This is a genomic window from Nocardia sp. NPDC002869 (assembly GCF_046764065.1).
GTDB lineage: Bacteria > Actinomycetota > Actinomycetes > Mycobacteriales > Mycobacteriaceae > Nocardia > Nocardia rhamnosiphila.
Genome location: NZ_JBKOOL010000110.1, coordinates 1 through 18,934, shown reverse-complemented (window position 1 = coordinate 18,934; position 18,934 = coordinate 1). Strand labels below are relative to the sequence as shown.

Genomic DNA, 18,934 nt, shown 5'->3' with positions numbered 1-18,934 from the left:
CCTGGCTCGGTTAGAGCCAGGGTCCCGACCAAAGGGGTCAGTTTTCGGTTGCCACGCAGGGGTCAGTATTCACGTGCCGTCGACACCGATCAGGTGCAGGTCGGCGCCATGGCCGGATGCCGCACCTCGAGCGTGGTGATGAGTGAACGGACGGGGCCCGAGGCTCGTCGTAGTACCCGTGGCCGACGTCGAGCTGCCGATGTGTCGTTTCTACCTATCCGGCGATTCTCGATCCGTCGGTGGTCAGCGGCCACGACGCAGCGGGATCGAGGGGTTCTCGCCGCGGGCGGTCGCGAACCACGCCACGGAACGCGTGGTGAGCCGGCGAGCACCCGGCGCCGGCCGCATCCGCCCGGGACTCGGAAGATCGAAGGCCGGCCTCCGCGCGGTAGGGAGATCGGTGGAAAGGGTTGCCGTCGGTCGAGGCAGAAGCTTTTCTGAGCCGGCCGGCACGAACAGAAACGGTGTCTGCGATGACCGAAGTACTGCCACTTGCCTACGGGTACCTGCGCGACGATCTGCTCAGCGAACGCGGCGCGGCGGAAGGCATGCTACGAGCTGCCGCGAACGCGCTCGGCTACGAGCTGGGCACGGTGTTCCACGAGCCGCGGCCGTGGAGCGCGGGGCTTCCGCCCGCGTTCGTCGATCTGCTCACGGAATGCCGACGGGCTGCCGCGCTCGCGGTGATCACACCGCACGGCCATCTGTCGGAGACGGTATCCCGACCCATTCTGCAGACGGCTCTGGTAGCGCATGGCGAATTGGTCGTGCACGAGGTCGGTTCCTGATGCCGGCCACCTGCAATGGCTGAGTCCCGGGTCCCGGCGGCTTCGGGGGCGGTCTGGCCGGTCGGTCATGCTCTGACGTTGCTGAGAGATCCGCTGGGATTTTTGTCGTCTCCGGCGAATGACGGCAGTGAGCTCGTGAAAATACGGATCGGTCCCGGGGCCGCCGTCGTGGTGTGCGACCCGGCCCTCGCCGTTCGAGTCCTTCGTGATGATCGCACCTTCGACAAGGGCGGCCCGCTGTTCGATAGCGCGAAAGGTGTTGGGTGACAACGTGTTCACCTGTCCGCACCGTATGCATCGTCGGCAGCGATCATTGATCCAGCCGACGTTCGGCCACGCACGACTCACGAACTACGACCGAGCGATGACGGCCGCGGCCGATGCCATGACCGCCGCCTGGAGCGACGGTGCGGTCGTGGATATGCCGGCCGACCAAATCGGCCGAGTTCATGGCGCGGAGGGCACCTCACGGCTGTGTCGATCGACTGCAGATCGCTTCGGATGGGCTCGCCATCCGGATCGACAACGCGGCAGGCGAAATCGTGACTGTCAGTACCGAACTGGTGAACGTGTACGAACCTCCGGCGGCCGAGTTGGAGCCACCTCGGGTCCGGGCACTCACCGAGATGGCACGTGTGCTCGCGGCCCTGGACAACGACCTGCACTCCCATCCCAAGACAGTGGCGTTGCACGAGACCCACCGATACAACCTGCTGACGGTGATCGCAGCGCGCCATGCCTGCGGGCCGGACGAGGCCATCGCACGAGCCGTGCGGTTGCGCGACCGGATCATGTGCCGGTTCCTCCTCGCAGGCACACAGACGAGCGCGCTGAGCACAGACACGGGTGCCGTCGACCACTGCGTTCTCTCGGCTATCTCTGCGGCCCCGCTCCGCTAGGCTACCCGTGTGTCGGCAGGACGAACGTCTGTCAGCGGATTTCCGCCCGCGGCTGCCAGCGATTTCGTGGGCCGGGAGCGAGAGCTGGAAAAAATCGGGATGGCGTTGCTGGGCAGCACTCGCCTGGTGACCTTGATCGGTGCGGGTGGCATCGGAAAAACCCGATTGGCGACCGAGGCCGTGCAGCGCTTCCAACGGGCGCGGCGCGTCCCGGTGCACTGGGTGCGGCTGGCCGTACTGCCGCGGGGCGCGGCGGCGACAGCGGTGGAGGAACAGGTCGCGGGCTCGGTGATCGAGGCCGATTTCTCCGGGAGGTCGGCGTGGGACGCGGTACTGGACACGCTGCGCCGCCGCGACGCGGCCGGGCGGAATGCGCAGACGATCCTGGTCATGGACAACTGCGAACATGTGCTCGACGGTGCGGGCGCGGTGATCGCCGGCCTGCTCGACGCGGCGCCCGGGCTCACCGTGCTGGCCACCAGCCGCGAGGCGATCGGGTGGGTCGACGAGCAGCTGGTGCCGGTGCCCGCGCTGTCGCATGAGCAGGCGCTGGACTTGTTCCGTGCCCGCGCCGACCTCGTCGGGCATACCCTCGCCGATGGGGAAAGCGACCTGGCCGCCGCGATCTGCCGGCGGGTCCACAATCACCCGCTCTATATCCGGCTGGCGGCCGCACGACTGTCGCGTCAGCCGCTGCCGATGATCCTGCGTGACCTCAGTGGTGAGGCGGGCGACCGGCGATTGCAGTGGCAGAACGGGCCCAGAGTCGGAGCGGACGTCCGGCATCGGGGCATCCGCGATGTCATCGCCTGGTCCTACGATCTCTGCCGGGACAAAGAGCAGCTGCTGTTCGACCGCCTGTCGGTGTTCGCGGCCGGCTACGACATCGGCACCGACAGCGCCGACGCGGCCGGACAGGACGTCGGCGCCGAACTGGAAGCCATCGAAGCGGTCTGCGCCGACGACGACACCGGCCGCGCGGACGGATTGGCCCGCGCCGAGATCGAAGGCCTGCTGCTGCGGTTGGTGGATCAGTCCCTGGTGTCGATCCACCTGACCGAGACCACGGTGCGTTTTTCGATGGCCGAAACCATCCGGCTCTTCGCCCGGCAACGCCTGCGAGACCGCGGCGCGGAGGCCGACCGGCTGGCGCGCAGGCACCGCCGCTACTACCGCGACAAGGTGGCCGCGGCCCGAGCCGGCTGGTTCGGGCCCGACGAGCAGGCGCTGCTCTATTGGGCGCGGGTGGCCTGGGACAATCTGCAGTCGGCCATGGAGAGCAGTATCGCCACGCCGGGCGAGGCGGCCGTCGGACTCGAGATCGCCGCCGGGCTCATCGCCTTGCGCATCCCGTTCTTCACCGGCTCGTTGCGGGAACCACGCCGGTGGGCCGAGCGCGCGCTCGCGGCGACCCGGGACCTCGACCCCGAGCCGGTGCCGCTGCAGGTCGGGGCGATGTCACTGATCGCCTGGATCAGCCTGTGCCAGGGGTTGCCCCGCGAGGCCGCACGGATGCTCGACGAATGCGTCGCCCGCTGCGTGCCCGACGCCGCGGACCGAGTGCGCTGGCGCGCGGAACCCGAGGTGGATCTCGGGCTTCCCGCCGCGGTCGAATTCGCCCGAGGTGCCGAGCTGATGCTGATCCGCCGCGATCCGCGGGCGATCGCCGTCCTGGCCCGATCGCGGGCGCGTTTCACCGCCGAGGGAGACGAGGGCGGCGCCGCGATGAGTGAACTGTTCGAAGCGCTGGCCGCCGCCTTCTTCGGCACTGCCGAGGAAGCGCTGGAAACGTGCCGCACCCATCTCCGCAACGCCGAGCGCTCCGGTGCCCAGTGGGCGCTCTGCTGGGCGAGGCTGGCCTGGGCGATCGCGTCGAGTAAACACGGCGACACGGGCGAGGCGCTCGCCGTGGGGCGCGCGACATTGTCCGATCAGCTCGCGATGCGCGACCGGTGGGGCGCGGTATGGGCCGTCCACATCCAGGCATGGACGCTGGCCCGCCTGATCGACGCCGCGGGCGACGAGCCCTCTGCGGCCGTGACGGCCCGGGCACGCGATATCGCACGCCTGCTCGGCGGCGGGGCCACGCTCCGCGACGGGCTCGGCGTGGATATCGCCCACCTCGGCCCGTTCGCCACCGAAACCGCACTCGCCGCGGATACCGCCCGGACAATACTGAAGGACGACGCCTTCGCGGAGGCGGAGCGGGAGGGTGCGCTGTTGCGGCCGGAGCTCGGCGAAGTGGCGCAGCTGGCATTGGGCAACCTGTCCATGGACAGGTTGCCCGTCGAACATCCGGTCCGGCGCAGCCGCCCCTCACCGTGGCAGCAACTGTCGGCCGCCGAGCAAGAGGTCGCCATACTCGCCGCCGCGGGGTGGACCAACACGGCCATCGCGGTCCGGCGCGGCAGCTCCTCCAAGACTGTCGACGCTCAAATGGCCGCTGTACTGCACAAATTGATGATCGGCTCCCGCGCAGCCATCCGCTCTCTCGTACCGGCCGACCATCAGGACCAGGTGAACGAGGAAGCCGCACGGAAGCCACAGCGCGGCCGTTCGAATCCTCGTCTTCGCTGACCGGATGGAGATGGCCGCTCTGTCACGCGGGACTGCGCCCGGACGCCGAGAGTCGTGACTGTGCTCCGATTCCAGCGGAAGCCACGCCTCCCGCACTCGGTTCCGGTCGCATATGCCTTGCGCGGACGTTGATTTCGCCTTCGTACTGCCTATTCGTTGGTAGCATGCGTGCGGCGAACCGACCACTACGTCGGCGGAAGACAAGGGGCGTTGATGGAAGTGGAGGACGTCCACCATTCGTACGGCAGGCGGTCGGTGTTGCGCGGCATCGACATCGTGTTGCCCGCCGGGGCGCTGGTAGGAATCGTCGGCGAGAACGGCGTCGGCAAGTCGACATTGTTGAAGGTGCTCTCCGGAGAGTTGCGACCGGACCGCGGGGTGGTCCGGCACCGTGGGCGGTTCGGTTACTGCCCCCAGCAGGTGGTGCTGAACGATGCGTTCACAGTTCGCCAGCACCTGGACTTCTTCGCCGCGGCCTACGCCGTCCCGGACCTGCGGCGGGCCGAGGAGACCATGGAAATCCTGCGCTTCTCCGAATATGCCGGTGAGCGGGTCGCCACGCTGAGCGGCGGCACCCGGCAGAAGCTCAACCTCACGCTCGCGGTCATGCACGATCCGCAGGTCCTGTTGCTCGACGAGCCGTATCAGGGATTCGACTGGGAGACATATCTGCGTTTCTGGGATCTGGTCGCGCAATTCCGGGACACCGGCCGATCGGTGCTGGTCGTCTCGCATCTGGCACACGACACCGACAGGCTGGATCGGGTGTGGCGGTTGCACGAGGGCGTTCTCCGGAGCACACCGGAGACAGCCGGATGAGCGACGGTGTGCGGATGTTCCTGATCGCCACGCGCTACGGCCTCGTCGAGCACGCGCGTAACCGGTTCGCCATGGTGCTGGTGGCCGTATTCGTTCCCGTTCTGATCACTCTGGTGCGCGTGGCCGTCACGGATATCGAGGTACCGTTCCGGCTCCGGGACACCGGTCTCGTGCTGCGGGCCGATGGCAATGAGCTCGCCCAGATCAGCGGCGCCCTCACCGCGGTCTCGCTGATCATCGGGTTCATGATGTTCGCGGCGACTTTCAGCAGCGGAGCTTTCGACCGGCGTCTGTCGATGGCCGGATTTCCCCGGGTGGCACTGGCTCTCGCGAAAATCGCCTGCCTGGTGGTGGCCTCGTTGGGGATCTGCGCCTATGCCACCGCTGTCATCTGCTGCTACTGGTCGCCGCAACGGCCTGTGCAGCTCGCTGCGGCACTGTTCTGCGCGGCGATGACCTACGGGGCGCTGGGTGTCGCTCTCGGCGCACTCCTGCGGCGCGAAGTGGAGGGCATGTTCGCCGTAGCGATGATCAGCTGTTTCGACATGGCTGTGCAGAACCCCATCGCCAGCAGTGGCGCGGACAGCGAATTCGTCCGCTGGCTGCCTTCCTACGGTGCGATGCAGGCCTCGACCGCAGCCGGTTTCTCCGACACCACGCAATTCGCGGGTTTCGCCGTGCAACTGGTCTGGTTCACCGCGAGCGCTCTCGCCGGACTGGTCGCCTTCCATCTGCGCACCCGTTCGTCCCTCGGACCCACCCGGTGGATTCACCTCTCCGGATTCCGCACCCTCGGGCCGACGAAGTCCGGACAGCCGGCAAAACACTGAGCGCGTATCCCGGGTTGTCCGCACTGACGGACAGCCCGGGACAGACGCGCCCTGCTTTACCGGCCGCGCGAGCTACAGCACGGCAGGAGCCGGTTCGGCGGTCCGGTAGTAGACCTCACGGCGCAAGCGTTCCAGGTCCGGCGCCGCGGAACCCGCGGAATTCGACGCCGGCGTATACCTATCGCTCTCGCGCCCCCAGAGCCCCATCCTCGCCATACTTCCGTACATTTCCGCGTAGTCCTTCCCGCGGCCCGACAGGCCGGGAAGCACGCGGAAGAGCGTGGGGACGTAGCGGAGCGCCGACTCGAGCTGCGCGCGATGCTCGGCGACCTGGCGCCGCACCTGCTCGACGGCTTCGCCGCGGGTGCAGCCCGTCTCGTGACGGACCGCCCTGACCAGGTTGTAGGGGACTCGGTCGGCCTCGTCCTGCGCCAATCCCACCAGGTCGTTCTCCACGAAGGTCACCCAGAAGCCGAGTTCCTCGAGACGGCGGATGACGGGGTGGTTGCGCACTTTCCCGGGCAGTTCCCGGTCGTGATACATCTCCATGACGGCGATGGCGGTTTCCACTCCGCTGGTGGACATCCGCAGTGGCAGATAGTCGGCCGTGGCGGGAATATAGCCGTCGATGCGATGGTGTGCCTCGCGTTCGGCGGCTTCGAGCCACCCCTCGACACCGTCGAGAAACCGCTCCTGCCAGCGGGCGGTGCGGCCCTCGCGCAAGCGCGGCCACAAGCTCGCCCATGCCGTCGGAATCGCGCCCGACCGCCACGGTGCCTCCGGATCCTGGCGCAGTGTCGCCACCATGCCTCGCCGCAGCGCGGTCACGTCTTCCGGATCGGTCAGCTGCGGATCCTCGAAGAGGTCGTCCCACATGAGGGCCAGCACGGCCATGCCGTAGGCGGTCTGTTCGCGGGCGGCGTCCGCCGCCGGGGCCAGAATTCGTGCCCGGCTCCGGATCGCTCCGGTCCACCGGTGGTAGTCGGCCTCGGCCGCGGAGGTAGCGAGGCCGGTATCGACCAACCAGTTCGTCAACCATTCCGCGACCCGCGGCGGGAGGTCGTCGACCGGCGCCTCCAGGGCCCGCGTCGGTGGTCGGGAGACCGCGAGGTGAGAAGGGCGCCGGTCGAGGATCGACCGGATGTAGGCGGTCATCGCTCGGCGAGCGACCGCGGCAACGGGCAGGTCGGCGAGCCGACCGGCGGCCTTGTCGATGAATTCGTCGGCCACCGCCCGGGCTTCGTCGACCGCGCCGGAGGCGAGGACCAGTTCCCGGGCCCGCGCGGCTTGCTCCCCCGTCATTCTGCCGCGCAGCAGGCGGGCCAGGTCCGTGTCGCGGGCGGCCGCGCGGATCACCGGAAGTGTGTAGATACCCTCGGGGAGATCCGCGTTGACGGGCTTGCCCATTTCCGCGGCGGTCGAGGTGAGATCGAGGATGTCGTCGTACAGCTGGTAGGCCAGTCCGAAGTACCGGCCGAACAACGCCGACGCCTCTTCTTCGTCCGCGGAGCGGCCGGCCTGCATCGCCCCCACCCGGCACGCCAGCGACAGCACCGCCGCCGTCTTACCGTCGATCGTGTCCAGATAGGACTGCTCGGTGCGGGAGGGCACGTAGAGGTCGGCGGCCTCGATCACCATGCCCGCACACATCTGCTCGCCCGCGATCGTCGCCGCGAGAACCTCGCGCGAACCGAGTTCGGCCAGCATGCGCAGGCCCGAGAACGTCACCGCGTCCCCGCCCAATACCGCCATATGCGATCCCCACACCGCGTTGGCACTGGGACGGCCGCGGCGCTGGTCCGCGTGATCGACGACGTCGTCGTGGTAGAGCGACCCCAGATGCATCATCTCCACGGCGGCAGCGGCGCGCACCGCCCGGTCGGCGGCCGGCGTATCGGGATCGGTGAGCAGGTAGTACGACAGTAGGGTCAAAGTCGGGCGGACCAGACGGCGCGAGGTGCCCGGCCCTTCGTCTGTGAGTGCGGTCAGTTCCGGTCTGCTATCCAGTCGAACAGGTCCGAGAAGATCGCGGACGCGGTCCAGATCCGCCTCCAGATGCGGGAAGACGGCCGAGTCGATTTCACGTGGCACGAGGGCACTCCTGACTTGCTGGATCGGACATCTACAAACACCGCCGGTCAGTCTGTCACCACCCGGCCGCAAAGATGTTGGTATCGAACGACTTCGACGTTTACCGCAGGGGTCCGGCGACCGCCACGCGGGGGCGGTGCGCGCCGCACCCCAGCAACGGCCGCCGGTCCGGTCATTCTGGTGCGGCCGGATACGTACCCGATCGATACGCACCGCCTCGCCGGCTGCGAGGCGTGCCATGACGCCGAACTGCCGGTGTCCCGGGGTGGTTTCGCACCGGACCGGGGCCCGCAACGACCGTGGTGGGTGCGAGTCCCATCGTCGGCGTCGACCCGGCGGTCCCCCACTCGGAAATGCGAATCGCTCGGTCACCGAGTGGCCGAACTGCCTGCCGCACTCCGCCGAGCCGGCTCAGTCGGCAGTGGAGGCGCGCTCGACCGGATATGGGCGGAAACAGACGTGCTCCGGTGGCACTCCCCCATCCTCCGCGGCGGCGACCAGCAGGTCGACGGCGACAGAGCCGATATCGGCCCGAGGTTGACGAATGGAGGTGAGTGGGACGACCGCGGACTGGGCGAAATCGATATCGTCGTAGCCGACCAGCGCGACGTCACCGGGTACCTCGACGCCGTGCAGTGTGAGGGCCTGCGGCACCGCGATGGCGAGCACCGGACGCCTTCGCCCGAGTGGAGCGACCTCGCCGAGGCGGCCGTCGCCGTCGATGATCGGCGACCCGGCCTCAGCGCAGGACGCCGGCGATGTCGCGGGCGGTGACTTTGGCGAGGTCGACGAAGAACGGAACCCGCTCGTCGATCATCAACTCGACCGGCCCGCGCAGCCCGAGGGCGAACCGGACCTGTCCCGACTCGTCACCTATCGGTACACCGATGGTCCGGAATCCGTGCACGAGCTCTTCGTCGTTGAACGCGTAGCCACGTTCCCGCGTATGAGCGAGTTCCTTGCCGAGCTCCACCGGCCCGGTGATCGATCGTGTGGTGCCACGGTCGTACGGCAACCGGGTCAACTCGTCCTCGCCGGGCTGCGCCCACGCCAAGAGCACCTTGCCGAGTGCGCTGGCATGGAGGGGAAGCCGGAGACCTTGTAGTTCGTGGCCGTCCGCCTCGCGCCAGCTGCTGGTTCCCAGCAGCACGGCATCGTTACCGTGCCGCGCGGCGATGGACGCTTTGGCGCCCGTGATCCTCGCCAGCTCCTCGAGGTGCGGTTCCGCGAGGTGGATGCGGTGCTGCCGATAGGCGATCCGACCGTATTCGGCCAGTGCGGTCCCCAATCGGTACCGGCTGGGCGAGTCCATCTTGTCGAGGAAGCCTGCCTCGACAAGCGCGGAGAGCAGGCGATGGGTAGTGCTCACCGGCAGGTCCAGCCGCCGGGCGATCTCGGAGACACCGAGGTCTTCGCCGTTGCGGAAGCAGGCGAGGACGGCCAGAGCGCGCGTGACGGACTGGAGTTGGCCGGTGGCCGAGGATCTGGACTCCACAGGGTGAAGCTAGCACGGAAGGCCAGCATATCGGGCATCAAATTTTCCGGATGGTGGAAAGCCCTGATTCACCTGGATCAATTACCGGGCGCCCCTCACGTCACTAATATCCGGGTGTTATCGCGAAATCTGCAAGCTGTGGCGCACAAACATATATCCGCTTCTCGAGTCAAGCTTTCCGGTCAACGGAATGGTAAGGGTGGGCACCTGCCTGGCTGCCGCATAACTTCCTCGAGTACCAGCCCTCGCCCGACCAGGAGCCGATTCCGATGCGTCACCACCGCCGACCACCTCGAGCGCGCGCCGCTCTCGCGATCCTCCCCGTCGTTGCGCTGGTTGCCGCCGCGTGTGGCTCCGGCGGAGCGGGGTCGGACGATCCCGGAGCGGGCGGCGCACCCACCTTCGTCCTCAAGGTCACCGACGAAGGCAATTCCGGGCCGCTCGCCGTCGCCAAGCGAGACGGTACTTTCGACGAAGCGCTCGCTCCGCTGGGTGCGAAGATCGAGTGGGTCAACGCTCCGCCTTCGTTCAGCGCGAACCTCAAATTGTTCAACGCCGGCGAGCTCGATGTCTCCGGTGGCGCCTACAGCCCGGTCGTCGGCGCGCTCTCCAAGGATGTCGGCGTGCGGATCATCGCGGTCGCCGATCCGGTGGATCAGGATCAGGCCGGCATCATCGCCTCGCCGGACTCGGGGATCCGGGAGGTGAAAGACCTCGTCGGTAAGCGAATCGCGGTCAATCCGGCGGGCAAGGGTGAATACATCACGCTGAAGGCGTTGGAGCAGGCCGGGATTCCATTCGACCGGGTCGAACGGGTTCCGCTGCAGATATCGGACGCCGCCTCCGCCTTCTCCACCGGTCAGGTCGACGCGTGGGCATCGTTCAATGATCCGTACGCGGAAGCCAAGGCCCGCGGGGCCGTCGAGATCGCGACCGAGGCCACCGTCGGCTCGACGGACAATACGATCGTCGCGTTCCGCACCGAGGTGCTCGACGAGCGGCCCGACGTCGCCGCGAAGTATCTCGAGACGTTGCAGCATCTGGTCGAACGTCAGCGGGCCGACCCCGAGGACTTCGAGAACGTCTTCGAGAAGGCCGGACCGCGCGCGCTGTCCGGTGAACGGCTCGAGCGCGCGATCGACCTCGGGCGGCGGGCGTCGGTGCCGCACTACCCGACCGCCGAGGACGCAGCCGACCTGCAGGGAGTGGCGGATCTGTTCTACGAGAACGGTGTGATCACCCGGGCCGTCACCGCGGCGGACGTCTTCTATCCGCTCGCGGAAAAACTCGCCGCCGCCGGGAATCGGCCCGCACCGACCACGGGGAAATGAGATGGCCGTCGTGACGACACCGCGCGCGACGGGAGAACCCGGGCGGAGCCGCGGGGAACCCGGCCTCGAGGTGCCGCGATACCGGGCCGGCCGGCGCCGGCGCCGATGGGTGTCGATTCCGCTGCGTTTCCTCGTGCCCGCCCTGCTCGTCGCGGTGTGGTGGATCGGTTCGGCGACCGGTGTGATTCCCGAGGAGATCCTGGCCGGGCCACCGAAGGTATGGACGGCTTTCGTGGAGTTGTCCGAGACGGGACAGCTCGTCGACTTCTCGATCGCCTCGTTCAATCGTGCCGCTCTCGGAGTGTTTTTCGGGGTCGCGGCCGGGTTGATTCTCGGTGTCCTCTCCGGATTGTCCGGTCTCGGTGAGGAACTCGTGGACTCCACAATGCAGATCAACCGAGCGGTTCCGTTCCTCGCGCTGGTTCCCCTCTTCATCGCCTGGTTCGGTATCGACGAGACGTTCAAGGTGCTGCTGATCGCATTCGCCACGGTCGGGCCCATGTACGCCTACACCTATCTCGGCGTCCGCAATGTCGACCGCAAGATGGTCGAAGCGGCGCGGAGTTTCGGATCGAGGGGCCCGCGCCTGGTGTTCGAGGTGATCCTCCCCTCGGCGCTGCCCGGGGTGCTGATGGCACTGCGGATATGCCTGTCCATTGCGATCACCGGCCTGATCGCGGCAGAGCAGGTGGGAACCAGGGAAGGGATCGGCTATCTGGTGACCCTCGCCCAGGAGTACAACCGCACCGATTACATGGTGCTCTGCGTAGTGCTGTACGCGGTACTGGGCCTGATCTTCGACGGGGTGGTCCGGATCATCGAACGGTTCGCGATGCCGTGGCGCGGACAGGTGGCTACCCGATGAGCCCCGAAGCGCCCCTGCCTCCGCTGTCCACTCGCACCCAGAGCCCGGCGTCGGCCACCGCCCGCAGAGCAGGTGAACCGGTGGCGGTGTCGATCGCGGGCCTGCACAAGAAGTTCGGTGCCACCACCGTTCTCGACGGGATCGACCTGGAGATCCGCCGAGGTGAGTTCGTCGTCCTGCTCGGACCGTCCGGAACCGGGAAGACCACCCTGCTGCGGCTGCTGACCGGTCTCGAGAAACCGGACGGCGGACAGGTTCTCGTCCCGGCACGCCGGACGACCGTCTACCAGGAGCCGCGGCTGATCCCGTCGAAACGGGTTCTCAGCAACGTCACGATCGGTCAGCGCCGCAGCGCCGAGACCAAGGAGCGCGCGACCCGCGCGCTGGCCGAGGTCAACCTCGAGGGCAAGGCGCGCCAGTGGCCGGCGACTCTGTCGGGTGGCGAGGCACAGCGGGTGGCGCTGGCCCGGGCTCTGGTTCGCGAACCGGAACTGCTGCTGCTCGACGAGCCGTTCGCGGCGCTCGACGCGCTCACCCGGCTCCAGATGCAGGATTTGGTCGGCGACCTCGTCGCGCGGCACCGGCCCGCGGTGCTCCTGGTGACCCACGACGTCGACGAAGCGGTCCGGCTGGCCGACCGGGTACTGATCCTCAACGAAGGCCGGTTCGCGGTCGATATCGATATCGACCTCGCCCGCCCCCGGGACCGCACCGATCCGGAGTCCCTGCGTTACCGCGCGGCATTCCTGGCCGAGCTGGGTGTCGGCCGCACCCCTTTCCCCACGACCACCTGAAGGAGCACGCGATGACCGCTGCCGCCGACCCTGTTCTCGACACTCTCTGGTACACGCGCTGCCCCGTGCCCACCGCGAGCGGCTTGGCCCACAGTCTCGGCTGGCTGGGCGAGACCGCCGCCGCGGCCGGAATCGGTCTGGGAGTGTTGCAGGATGCCGGTCCCGAACTGGCGCCACGGCACTTCGACCATCAGCTGCTGGGCCTGATCCGCGAGGGCGGCAATGTGCCCGCCCTCGCGGCGCGGGCCGAGGGTTCGCCCACCAGACTGATCGGCCTGACCTGGATCGACGAGGCTCAAGCGATCCTGGTGGCGCCCGATTCACCCGCTTCCGGGCCGGGTGATCTGGCCGGGCTGCGGATCGCGGTCCCGGCCTGGGCGCAGGACCGGGCACGCAGTTTCCCCCGGGCGATGGCTCTGCACGGGTTCGCGAGTGCGCTCGCACTCGGTGGGCTCACCGTCGCCGACGTCCGGCCCGTCGAGGTCGCGGTCGAGCGCGACCCGCAGGTACGGGGCGAAAGATCAACGGGCCGCGGAATCACCACCTGGGGTGTGGAAGCGCTGCTCGCCGGGGATGTCGATGCGATCTATGTCAAGGGCGCCCGCGCGCAGGAGGTCGCCCGCGAACACGGCCTGCGTACCGCGGTCGATCTGGATACCACCGAATCGAAGCGCTCGCGCGTCAACAATGGCACCCCGCGCCCGATCACCGTGCACGCGGATCTGCTGGAGTCGCGCCCCGATCTGGTGGTCGGGTTCCTCACGCAGACACTGCGGGCCGCGAACTGGGCCGCCGGCCACCTGGACGAGGTCCGCGCCGTACTGGCCCGGGAGACCTTCTCCGGCGCGGCGGGCGTCCAGGCCGCATACGGCGACACGTTCCACCGCGGCCTGCACCCGACGCTGTCCGACGAGCGGATCGAACTGCTCGACGTGCAGAAACAGTTCCTCTACACCCACGGCTTCCTCGCCACGGACTTCGATCTCGCCGCATGGGTCGCCCCGGAACCGCTGCAGCAGGCGAGCGCCCGGCTTGCCGCCGAAAGCGAGGCATCGTCGTGACCGAGTTCCGGTGGGAGCTTCCGGTGCGCGGGGACGGCCGCCATGTCGGTTCCGTCTCCGCACACCGCGGCGGATTCGACTTCCTCGACCAGGTCGTCCTCGCCGCCGAACTGTCCGGACTCGACGGTGTCGTCGCTCCCTACGACCCGGAGGGCGAGGAATCGTGGGTGGTCGCCGGCTCCGCCCTGCGGCAGACTCGGCACCTGCGGGTCGGCGTCGAATTCCATCCCGCGTTCGGGACACCCGTGTACGCGGCCAAGCTGTCGGCCACCCTGCAACGACTCTCGAACGGCCGGCTCGACTGGCGGTTGCGCGTCGAAACCGACGCCCGCGACGCCGCGGCGCGCGGTGATGGGGTCACCGGCGCCGACCGTTACCGGCGGGCAGCCGAATTCCTCACCGTCGCACGGGGCGTGTGGAACGAGGAGCAGGTGTTGCCCGGACGGTTCGGGGGTACCGGGTTCGAATTCGCCGGCGAATACTACGACGTCGTCGATGGCGGATTTCGTGGCATTCTGTCGGGTCTGCCATTTCCCCGCGTCCACCTGTCCGGCAATTCGGCCGAGGCGATCGAACTGTCGGCCGAGCACGGCGACGTGCACGTATTCACCGAGACCGCGGACGGCGTCGACGCTGCGGTGGCGTCCTTGCGGGATGCGGCGAGCAGATCCGGGCGCACCGTGCGCGCGGGACTCGCCGTGCCTGTCATCGCCCGGGAGACCGAGGACGAGGCGTGGGCGCGCGTCCTGCGCCAGTGGCGCGAGGTGCATCCGGAGGCGGACGACGCCGAGGTCCGGGCACTCGCACTCGACGGCTTCCGCTGGCCGGGCTTCGATCGCATCGGTTACCCCCGGTCGATCGGCCTGGTCGGTAGTTACGCCCAGGTGGCCCAGGCTCTCTCGGACTACCGCACGCGCGGCATCGAGATATTCGAACTGACCGGGCATCCGCACATCGAGGAACTGCACCGGGCCGGAGAGCACCTGCTACACCTCGCCGACCCGGCCGGACGCACTCTCGCAGGACAGGAGAACCACGCGTGAGCACGGACTTCTACTGGCGCATCGGGATGGAGGGCGACCATGCGTCGTTGCGCACGCCACGCCGCTACAACCGGGGGCATGCCGGCGGCCTCGGGCCGGGCAATATCGCGCCCGCGATCCGGCGCGGCAAAGTGGACGGATACAGCTATATCGACCATATGGCCGCGGTGGTGAAGGCATCGGAGTCCGCGGGCTTCGTCGGTGGGCTGTTGCCCTCCTTCCCGATCACCGAGGACCCGTGGGCCACCGCGTCCGCCCTGGCCCGGGAGACCGATACCTACCGCTTCATGGTGGCGTTCCAGCCCGGGTTCCTGCACCCGGTGCAGGCCGCCCGGATGTCGGCGAGCCTGCAGCGCGCCACCGGGGGGCGCCTGGTCTACAACATCATCAGCGGCGGCGGCGGGGCACCGCAGTTGTGGTGGGGCGACAAGGTCGCGCACGACGACCGCTATGCGCGTACCTCGGAGTTCCTCGACGTACTGCGCGGAGTGTGGGACGGCACACCGTTCGACTACGCGGGGCGGTTCTTCCGGACCGAGGGCGCGGCACTGCCGCCTCTGCTGGCGGGTCAGCCGTTCCCGGAGGTGTACTTCTCCGGGTCGTCCGAGGCCGCCGTGGACGCCGCGGGCCGGCACTCCGACTACTACCTGTCCTGGCTCGAACCGTTCGACGACCTGCGGGCCAAGTTCGACGGGGTCCGCGCACATTCCGAGAAGTCGGGTCGCACAACGAAGTTCGCGGTCCGCATCGACATCGTTGCCCGGCATACCGAAGAGGCGGCGTGGACGGAGATCGAGAAGGGGTGGGCGTCCGTCGACCGGGCGGCGGCCGACCGGGCCGCCCAGGGCGACTCCGTCGGTGCCGCCCGGATCAAAGGCTGGGTGCCGCAACACATCACCGGTTACCGCGACCTCGAAGTCCAGCCGAATGTGTGGTGCGGGTTCAGCCTCATCCGCGGCGGACCGGCGTTCGGGCTCGTGGGCAGCTACGAGCAGATCGCCGAACGCCTCGACCAATTGATCGATCTCGGCGTGGACGCGTTCATCCTCGCCGGCAATCCCCACCTCGAAGAGGCCTACCGCGTGGGCGAAGAAGTGCTGCCGCTCCTCCGGCGCACCACTCCCACCCCGGTGCGCACCCTTTCCACCCGATAGGAGAATCATCATGACCGGCACCGAAACTCGCGTCACCCCCGCGGTCGAGGCCTTCGTCGACGACGCTCGCCGCGCTGCCGACACCGCTTTCCGCGTATTCCGCGAGACCGGGACCGTTTCCGCCAACGGCACCGTGAACTTCGTCGAGCGGGTCCCCGGCGAAGAACTGGCGGTCGCGCTCAACGAACCCGGACCGTGGGCGCCGGACCGGAGCGCGAAGCCGATCCTCGCGTCGTTCGACGGAGAGGTGCTGGCCGGCGACGGTCCCGCCGGATTCGTCACCGGTTACGCCCGGGTGTTCCGTAAACACCCCGAGATCACCTCGATCGTGCACGTGCACACGCCCTGGCTGGGGGGATGGGCCCAGACCCACCGGACCCTGCGCATCAAGTACGCGGCCTCACAGCGCCTGACCCTCTCCCGCGATATCCCCGCACACATCGACCGCAGCCAGGCCCCCGGTGACTTCATTCTCGACCGGCTCGTCGACGACCCGGACCTCGTCGCGATCTTCGAGGCCAACGGCGGGGTCAACGTGATCGGCCGGTCGGGCCTGCTCGACCTCGCCAAATTCGTGGTCCTGCTCGAAGAGGGCGCCCGGTACCAGGCGCTCGGTGAACTCGTCGGCGGCGCTGTCGACTTCGATCCGACGAACCTCGTGGCCCAGTGGGGACGCAGTGGACTACTCGACGAAGCCCGCCGCCGCGGTCTCGTCTGACATTCAGCCGGCAAAGGAGCCCTCTCATGACCATTCGTATCGGCTACTTCCCGAACAACAACTCCTTGTTCGTGCTGCGCCACAACGGCCTGCTCGAACCCCACCTCCGTGATGTCGAGTGGGTGGACCTACGCGAGCTCCCGGCCCCGCCTCGGACCGATCCCCGTACCGGGCTGCCGACACTGCACTCGGACTGGTTGTTCGAGGAGGGCGGGTACGACTTCATCGGCACCGGGTTCACCCCGCCGATCACCGGCCTGGGGCAGGGACGCGACCTGGTGTACGTCGGGATCTCCGGCCCGCGCGTCGAGAACGGGCGATTGGTGAGCCTGGCGAACTCCGGTATCCGCGCCGTCGCCGACCTGCCCGGTAAGCGGGTGGGGATCGCACACGGTTCGTGGCAGACCACGCTGGCCCTGCTGGCGCTCGACCGTGCGGGCAAGCGCTGGTCCGATATCGTCCCGGTCGATATCGACGTGAACGACGGGGGCACGGCCCTGTTGCGCGGCGATATCGACGCGTGGGTCGGTGCCTACCCGGCGCTGGCGGAAGTCGAAGCCACCGCGCAGGTACACACGCTCGTCGACACCGACGGTCTCTTCAGCCACCCGTCGTTGTGGTTCGTCCGCCGCGAGTTCGCCGACAATCGTCGCCCGGAACTCGAAGCCATCATCACGGCCCTGCAGGAATCGGATGCGTGGATCGTCGCCAACCCGCGCGAAGCGGCGCGGTTCTTCGTCGACGATGCGCGGCGGCGCGGCGGTACCGCCGATCTCGATCGCTGGGAGGCGGCGTTGCGCGGACGCCCCTTCGGGATCGGCCCGGTCACCGATGAATTCCTCGATGAGCAGCAGCGTTCGGCGGACCTTCTGCACGCCAACGGTCTTCTCCCCCGAACGGTCGATGTCCGCGCCGCGGTCCTGCCGTGGATCGGCGAGGTCGTCGCGGCCGGCCGACCGGTCACCGCGGGCTGAGGCCCGGCCGGTCACCACCCCGGGCAAGGTAGGCAGAGCAGCCGTGGGTGGTTGCGGCATCCTTCGGCTTCCACCCCGGCGAGCTGCCGGTGGAATCATGCGTGCCCGACTTCGGTGGACTCGGAAAACTAGTAGCCCTTCGGGGACCGGTTGGTCGCTGCCCGGCGTTCGGCCTCCTTGGCCTGGACCCGTTCGTCCTCGGCACGCACGGCGGCATAGCTTTCGCGTTCGCGGATCAGCCACTCCGGCGGATCCGCGAGCAAAGCGGCGATCTCGTCGGCGGTAAGCGAATCGGACACCCCCGCCCGGGTCAGGCCACTGTGGGAGACACCGAGCTTACGGGCCACGACGTCGCGCGGGAACGGTCCGGTGCGGCGCAGCTCGGTGAGCCACTGCGGCGGGTTCGTCCGGAGCTCGTCCAGCTCGGTCCGGGAAATCGGGTTGTTCCGGAACTGTTCGGGAGCCGCCGGAAGATAGATGCCGAGCTTGTTCGCCGCCGTCAGCGGCTTCATCATCTGCGGTTTCTTGTCCAGGCTCACCGGACCAGGATATCGGGCCGCCGAGCCGGTCCGGACTCCGCGGTGCCATACGCTTGCCGGTATGAGCCGGTTCCCCTCGATCGATGTGCAGCGCCTGCGCTGGTTTGCCGCAGTCGCGGAGGAGCTGCACTTCGCCCGCGCCGCGAAGGCCTTGCACATCTCCCGCCAGAAGCTCAGCCACACGGTCATCGATCTGGAGACCGAGCTCGGCACGAAGCTGTTCGTCCCGGGGGCACAGCCGACCCGGCTGACCGATGCGGGACAGGAGCTGCTGCGGGAGGCGCGCGACATCATCGCGCGTGCCGAGGACGCGGCGGGCACTGCGGCGGACGCTGCCCCGGCCACGCTGCGGGTCGGGTTCGTGCCCGGCGTCACCGTCACCAAGTGGGAGCGGATCTGGGGGCGGCGGTTCCCGGATACCCCGCTGGAGCTGGTCGCTGTGGCCCAGGCCGACCAGGAGTCGGCGCTGCGCGAGGGCCGGATCGACATGTGCTTCGTCCGGTTGCCGATCGACCGCGGCGATATGAACGCGATCCCGCTCTACCGTGAGTTGCCCGTCGTCGTGGTACCCAAGGACCACGAGATTTCACTGCTCGACGAGGTCGGCATGGCCGATCTCGCGGGCGAGCGCCTGCAGGACACCGCCGATATCGACGCCGCCGGAGCCGCCATCGAACTGGTCGCCGCCGGAGTCGGCGTCGCCATCGTGCCGCATTCGATCGCCCGCCTGCACCACCGGCGCGACGTCGTCTACCGCACGGTGACCGATACCGACGACACCGCAATCGCTCTGGTCTGGCCATCGGCCCGGACCACCGACCTGGTCGAGGAGTTCATCGGCGTAGTGCGCGGCCGCTCGGAGCACAGTTCCCGCTCCCCCGCCGGAAAAGGCACCGAACCAGAACCGCGGAAGCCGCACGCTCCGGCAAAAGGACCGCGCTCCGCGCGGAAACCGG

18 protein-coding genes are annotated in these 18,934 nt (G+C 68.5%); 14 read left to right on the top strand and 4 right to left on the bottom strand.

What is annotated here, in order from left to right; genetic code table 11:
• Positions 1-473: 473 nt before the first annotated feature.
• The 5 genes from ACLML9_RS19675 to ACLML9_RS19655 all read left to right on the top strand — a co-directional run bounded on the left by ACLML9_RS19675 (position 474) and on the right by ACLML9_RS19655 (position 5,913).
• Positions 474-788 carry a hypothetical protein gene (locus tag ACLML9_RS19675; RefSeq protein ID WP_411946902.1) on the top strand — a complete coding sequence of 105 codons (315 nt, stop codon included), beginning with the start codon at positions 474-476 and terminating at the stop codon, positions 786-788.
• 449 nt (positions 789-1,237) lie between these two features.
• Positions 1,238-1,687 (top strand): terpene synthase family protein, encoded by a 450-nt coding sequence (locus ACLML9_RS19670; RefSeq protein WP_411946903.1) that lies wholly within the window; start codon positions 1,238-1,240, stop codon positions 1,685-1,687.
• Between the two features lie 9 nt (positions 1,688-1,696).
• The gene (locus ACLML9_RS19665) at positions 1,697-4,264 is read left to right on the top strand and encodes an ATP-binding protein (protein ID WP_411946901.1); all 2,568 of its coding nucleotides are present in this window, start codon (positions 1,697-1,699) and stop codon (positions 4,262-4,264) included.
• Positions 4,265-4,477: 213 nt separating this feature from the next.
• Complete coding sequence (locus ACLML9_RS19660; protein WP_411946900.1) at positions 4,478-5,083, top strand: ABC transporter ATP-binding protein; 606 nt, start codon at positions 4,478-4,480, stop codon at positions 5,081-5,083.
• Complete coding sequence (locus ACLML9_RS19655; RefSeq protein ID WP_411946899.1) at positions 5,080-5,913, top strand: hypothetical protein; 834 nt, start codon at positions 5,080-5,082, stop codon at positions 5,911-5,913. The genes ACLML9_RS19660 and ACLML9_RS19655 overlap by 4 nt, the downstream gene beginning before the upstream one ends.
• Positions 5,914-5,985: 72 nt before the next feature.
• Here the strand turns inward: ACLML9_RS19655 and ACLML9_RS19650 are convergent, their stop codons facing one another.
• The 3 genes from ACLML9_RS19650 to ACLML9_RS19640 form a co-directional block, all read right to left on the bottom strand.
• Positions 5,986-8,004 carry a polyprenyl synthetase family protein gene (locus ACLML9_RS19650; RefSeq protein WP_411946898.1) on the bottom strand — a complete coding sequence of 673 codons (2,019 nt, stop codon included), beginning with the start codon at positions 8,002-8,004 and terminating at the stop codon, positions 5,986-5,988.
• Between the two features lie 411 nt (positions 8,005-8,415).
• Positions 8,416-8,673 carry a substrate-binding domain-containing protein gene (locus tag ACLML9_RS19645; RefSeq protein WP_411946897.1) on the bottom strand — a complete coding sequence of 86 codons (258 nt, stop codon included), beginning with the start codon at positions 8,671-8,673 and terminating at the stop codon, positions 8,416-8,418.
• A gap of 70 nt (positions 8,674-8,743) precedes the next feature.
• Positions 8,744-9,499, bottom strand: coding sequence for an IclR family transcriptional regulator (locus ACLML9_RS19640; protein ID WP_411946896.1), 756 nt, complete (start codon positions 9,497-9,499; stop codon positions 8,744-8,746).
• A gap of 269 nt (positions 9,500-9,768) precedes the next feature.
• On the opposite strand from ACLML9_RS19640, the gene ACLML9_RS19635 reads away from it, so the two are divergent.
• The 8 genes from ACLML9_RS19635 to ACLML9_RS19600 are packed head-to-tail and all read left to right on the top strand — an operon-like array spanning position 9,769 to position 17,439.
• Positions 9,769-10,830: an NrtA/SsuA/CpmA family ABC transporter substrate-binding protein gene (locus tag ACLML9_RS19635; RefSeq protein WP_411946895.1), complete on the top strand. Its 1,062-nt coding sequence runs from the start codon at positions 9,769-9,771 to the stop codon at positions 10,828-10,830.
• Position 10,831: 1 nt separating this feature from the next.
• Positions 10,832-11,695 (top strand): ABC transporter permease, encoded by an 864-nt coding sequence (locus ACLML9_RS19630; protein WP_411946894.1) that lies wholly within the window; start codon positions 10,832-10,834, stop codon positions 11,693-11,695.
• Positions 11,692-12,489 (top strand): ABC transporter ATP-binding protein, encoded by a 798-nt coding sequence (locus ACLML9_RS19625; RefSeq protein ID WP_411946893.1) that lies wholly within the window; start codon positions 11,692-11,694, stop codon positions 12,487-12,489. Before ACLML9_RS19630 ends, ACLML9_RS19625 begins: the two co-directional genes overlap by 4 nt.
• 11 nt (positions 12,490-12,500) lie before the next feature.
• Positions 12,501-13,550, top strand: a complete 1,050-nt coding sequence (locus ACLML9_RS19620) for an ABC transporter substrate-binding protein (protein WP_411946892.1) — start codon at positions 12,501-12,503, stop codon at positions 13,548-13,550.
• Complete coding sequence (locus ACLML9_RS19615) at positions 13,547-14,593, top strand: LLM class flavin-dependent oxidoreductase (protein WP_411946891.1); 1,047 nt, start codon at positions 13,547-13,549, stop codon at positions 14,591-14,593. The genes ACLML9_RS19620 and ACLML9_RS19615 overlap by 4 nt, the downstream gene beginning before the upstream one ends.
• Positions 14,590-15,747 (top strand): LLM class flavin-dependent oxidoreductase, encoded by a 1,158-nt coding sequence (locus ACLML9_RS19610; RefSeq protein WP_411946890.1) that lies wholly within the window; start codon positions 14,590-14,592, stop codon positions 15,745-15,747. The genes ACLML9_RS19615 and ACLML9_RS19610 overlap by 4 nt, the downstream gene beginning before the upstream one ends.
• 10 nt (positions 15,748-15,757) lie before the next feature.
• Positions 15,758-16,465: a class II aldolase/adducin family protein gene (locus ACLML9_RS19605; protein WP_411946889.1), complete on the top strand. Its 708-nt coding sequence runs from the start codon at positions 15,758-15,760 to the stop codon at positions 16,463-16,465.
• Between the two features lie 26 nt (positions 16,466-16,491).
• Positions 16,492-17,439 (top strand): ABC transporter substrate-binding protein, encoded by a 948-nt coding sequence (locus tag ACLML9_RS19600; protein ID WP_411946888.1) that lies wholly within the window; start codon positions 16,492-16,494, stop codon positions 17,437-17,439.
• 128 nt (positions 17,440-17,567) lie between these two features.
• Here ACLML9_RS19600 and ACLML9_RS19595 read toward each other — a convergent pair whose 3' ends face one another.
• Positions 17,568-17,978, bottom strand: coding sequence for a DUF5997 family protein (locus ACLML9_RS19595; protein WP_411946887.1), 411 nt, complete (start codon positions 17,976-17,978; stop codon positions 17,568-17,570).
• Positions 17,979-18,039: 61 nt separating this feature from the next.
• On the opposite strand from ACLML9_RS19595, the gene ACLML9_RS19590 reads away from it, so the two are divergent.
• Positions 18,040-18,934, top strand: an 895-nt coding sequence (locus ACLML9_RS19590) for a LysR family transcriptional regulator (RefSeq protein ID WP_411946886.1), incomplete at its 3' end; no start/stop codon positions are given.

What these genes read in the sequence shown, in the direction of transcription:
- ACLML9_RS19675 (WP_411946902.1), top strand. Translation starts at nt 474, where the DNA reads ATGACCGAAGTACTGCCACTTGCCTACGGGTACCTGCGCGACGATCTG.
- ACLML9_RS19670 (WP_411946903.1), top strand. Translation starts at nt 1,238, where the DNA reads ATGGCGCGGAGGGCACCTCACGGCTGTGTCGATCGACTGCAGATCGCT.
- ACLML9_RS19660 (WP_411946900.1), top strand. Translation starts at nt 4,478, where the DNA reads ATGGAAGTGGAGGACGTCCACCATTCGTACGGCAGGCGGTCGGTGTTG.
- ACLML9_RS19655 (WP_411946899.1), top strand. Translation starts at nt 5,080, where the DNA reads ATGAGCGACGGTGTGCGGATGTTCCTGATCGCCACGCGCTACGGCCTC.
- ACLML9_RS19635 (WP_411946895.1), top strand. Translation starts at nt 9,769, where the DNA reads ATGCGTCACCACCGCCGACCACCTCGAGCGCGCGCCGCTCTCGCGATC.
- ACLML9_RS19630 (WP_411946894.1), top strand. Translation starts at nt 10,832, where the DNA reads ATGGCCGTCGTGACGACACCGCGCGCGACGGGAGAACCCGGGCGGAGC.
- ACLML9_RS19625 (WP_411946893.1), top strand. Translation starts at nt 11,692, where the DNA reads ATGAGCCCCGAAGCGCCCCTGCCTCCGCTGTCCACTCGCACCCAGAGC.
- ACLML9_RS19620 (WP_411946892.1), top strand. Translation starts at nt 12,501, where the DNA reads ATGACCGCTGCCGCCGACCCTGTTCTCGACACTCTCTGGTACACGCGC.
- ACLML9_RS19605 (WP_411946889.1), top strand. Translation starts at nt 15,758, where the DNA reads ATGACCGGCACCGAAACTCGCGTCACCCCCGCGGTCGAGGCCTTCGTC.
- ACLML9_RS19600 (WP_411946888.1), top strand. Translation starts at nt 16,492, where the DNA reads ATGACCATTCGTATCGGCTACTTCCCGAACAACAACTCCTTGTTCGTG.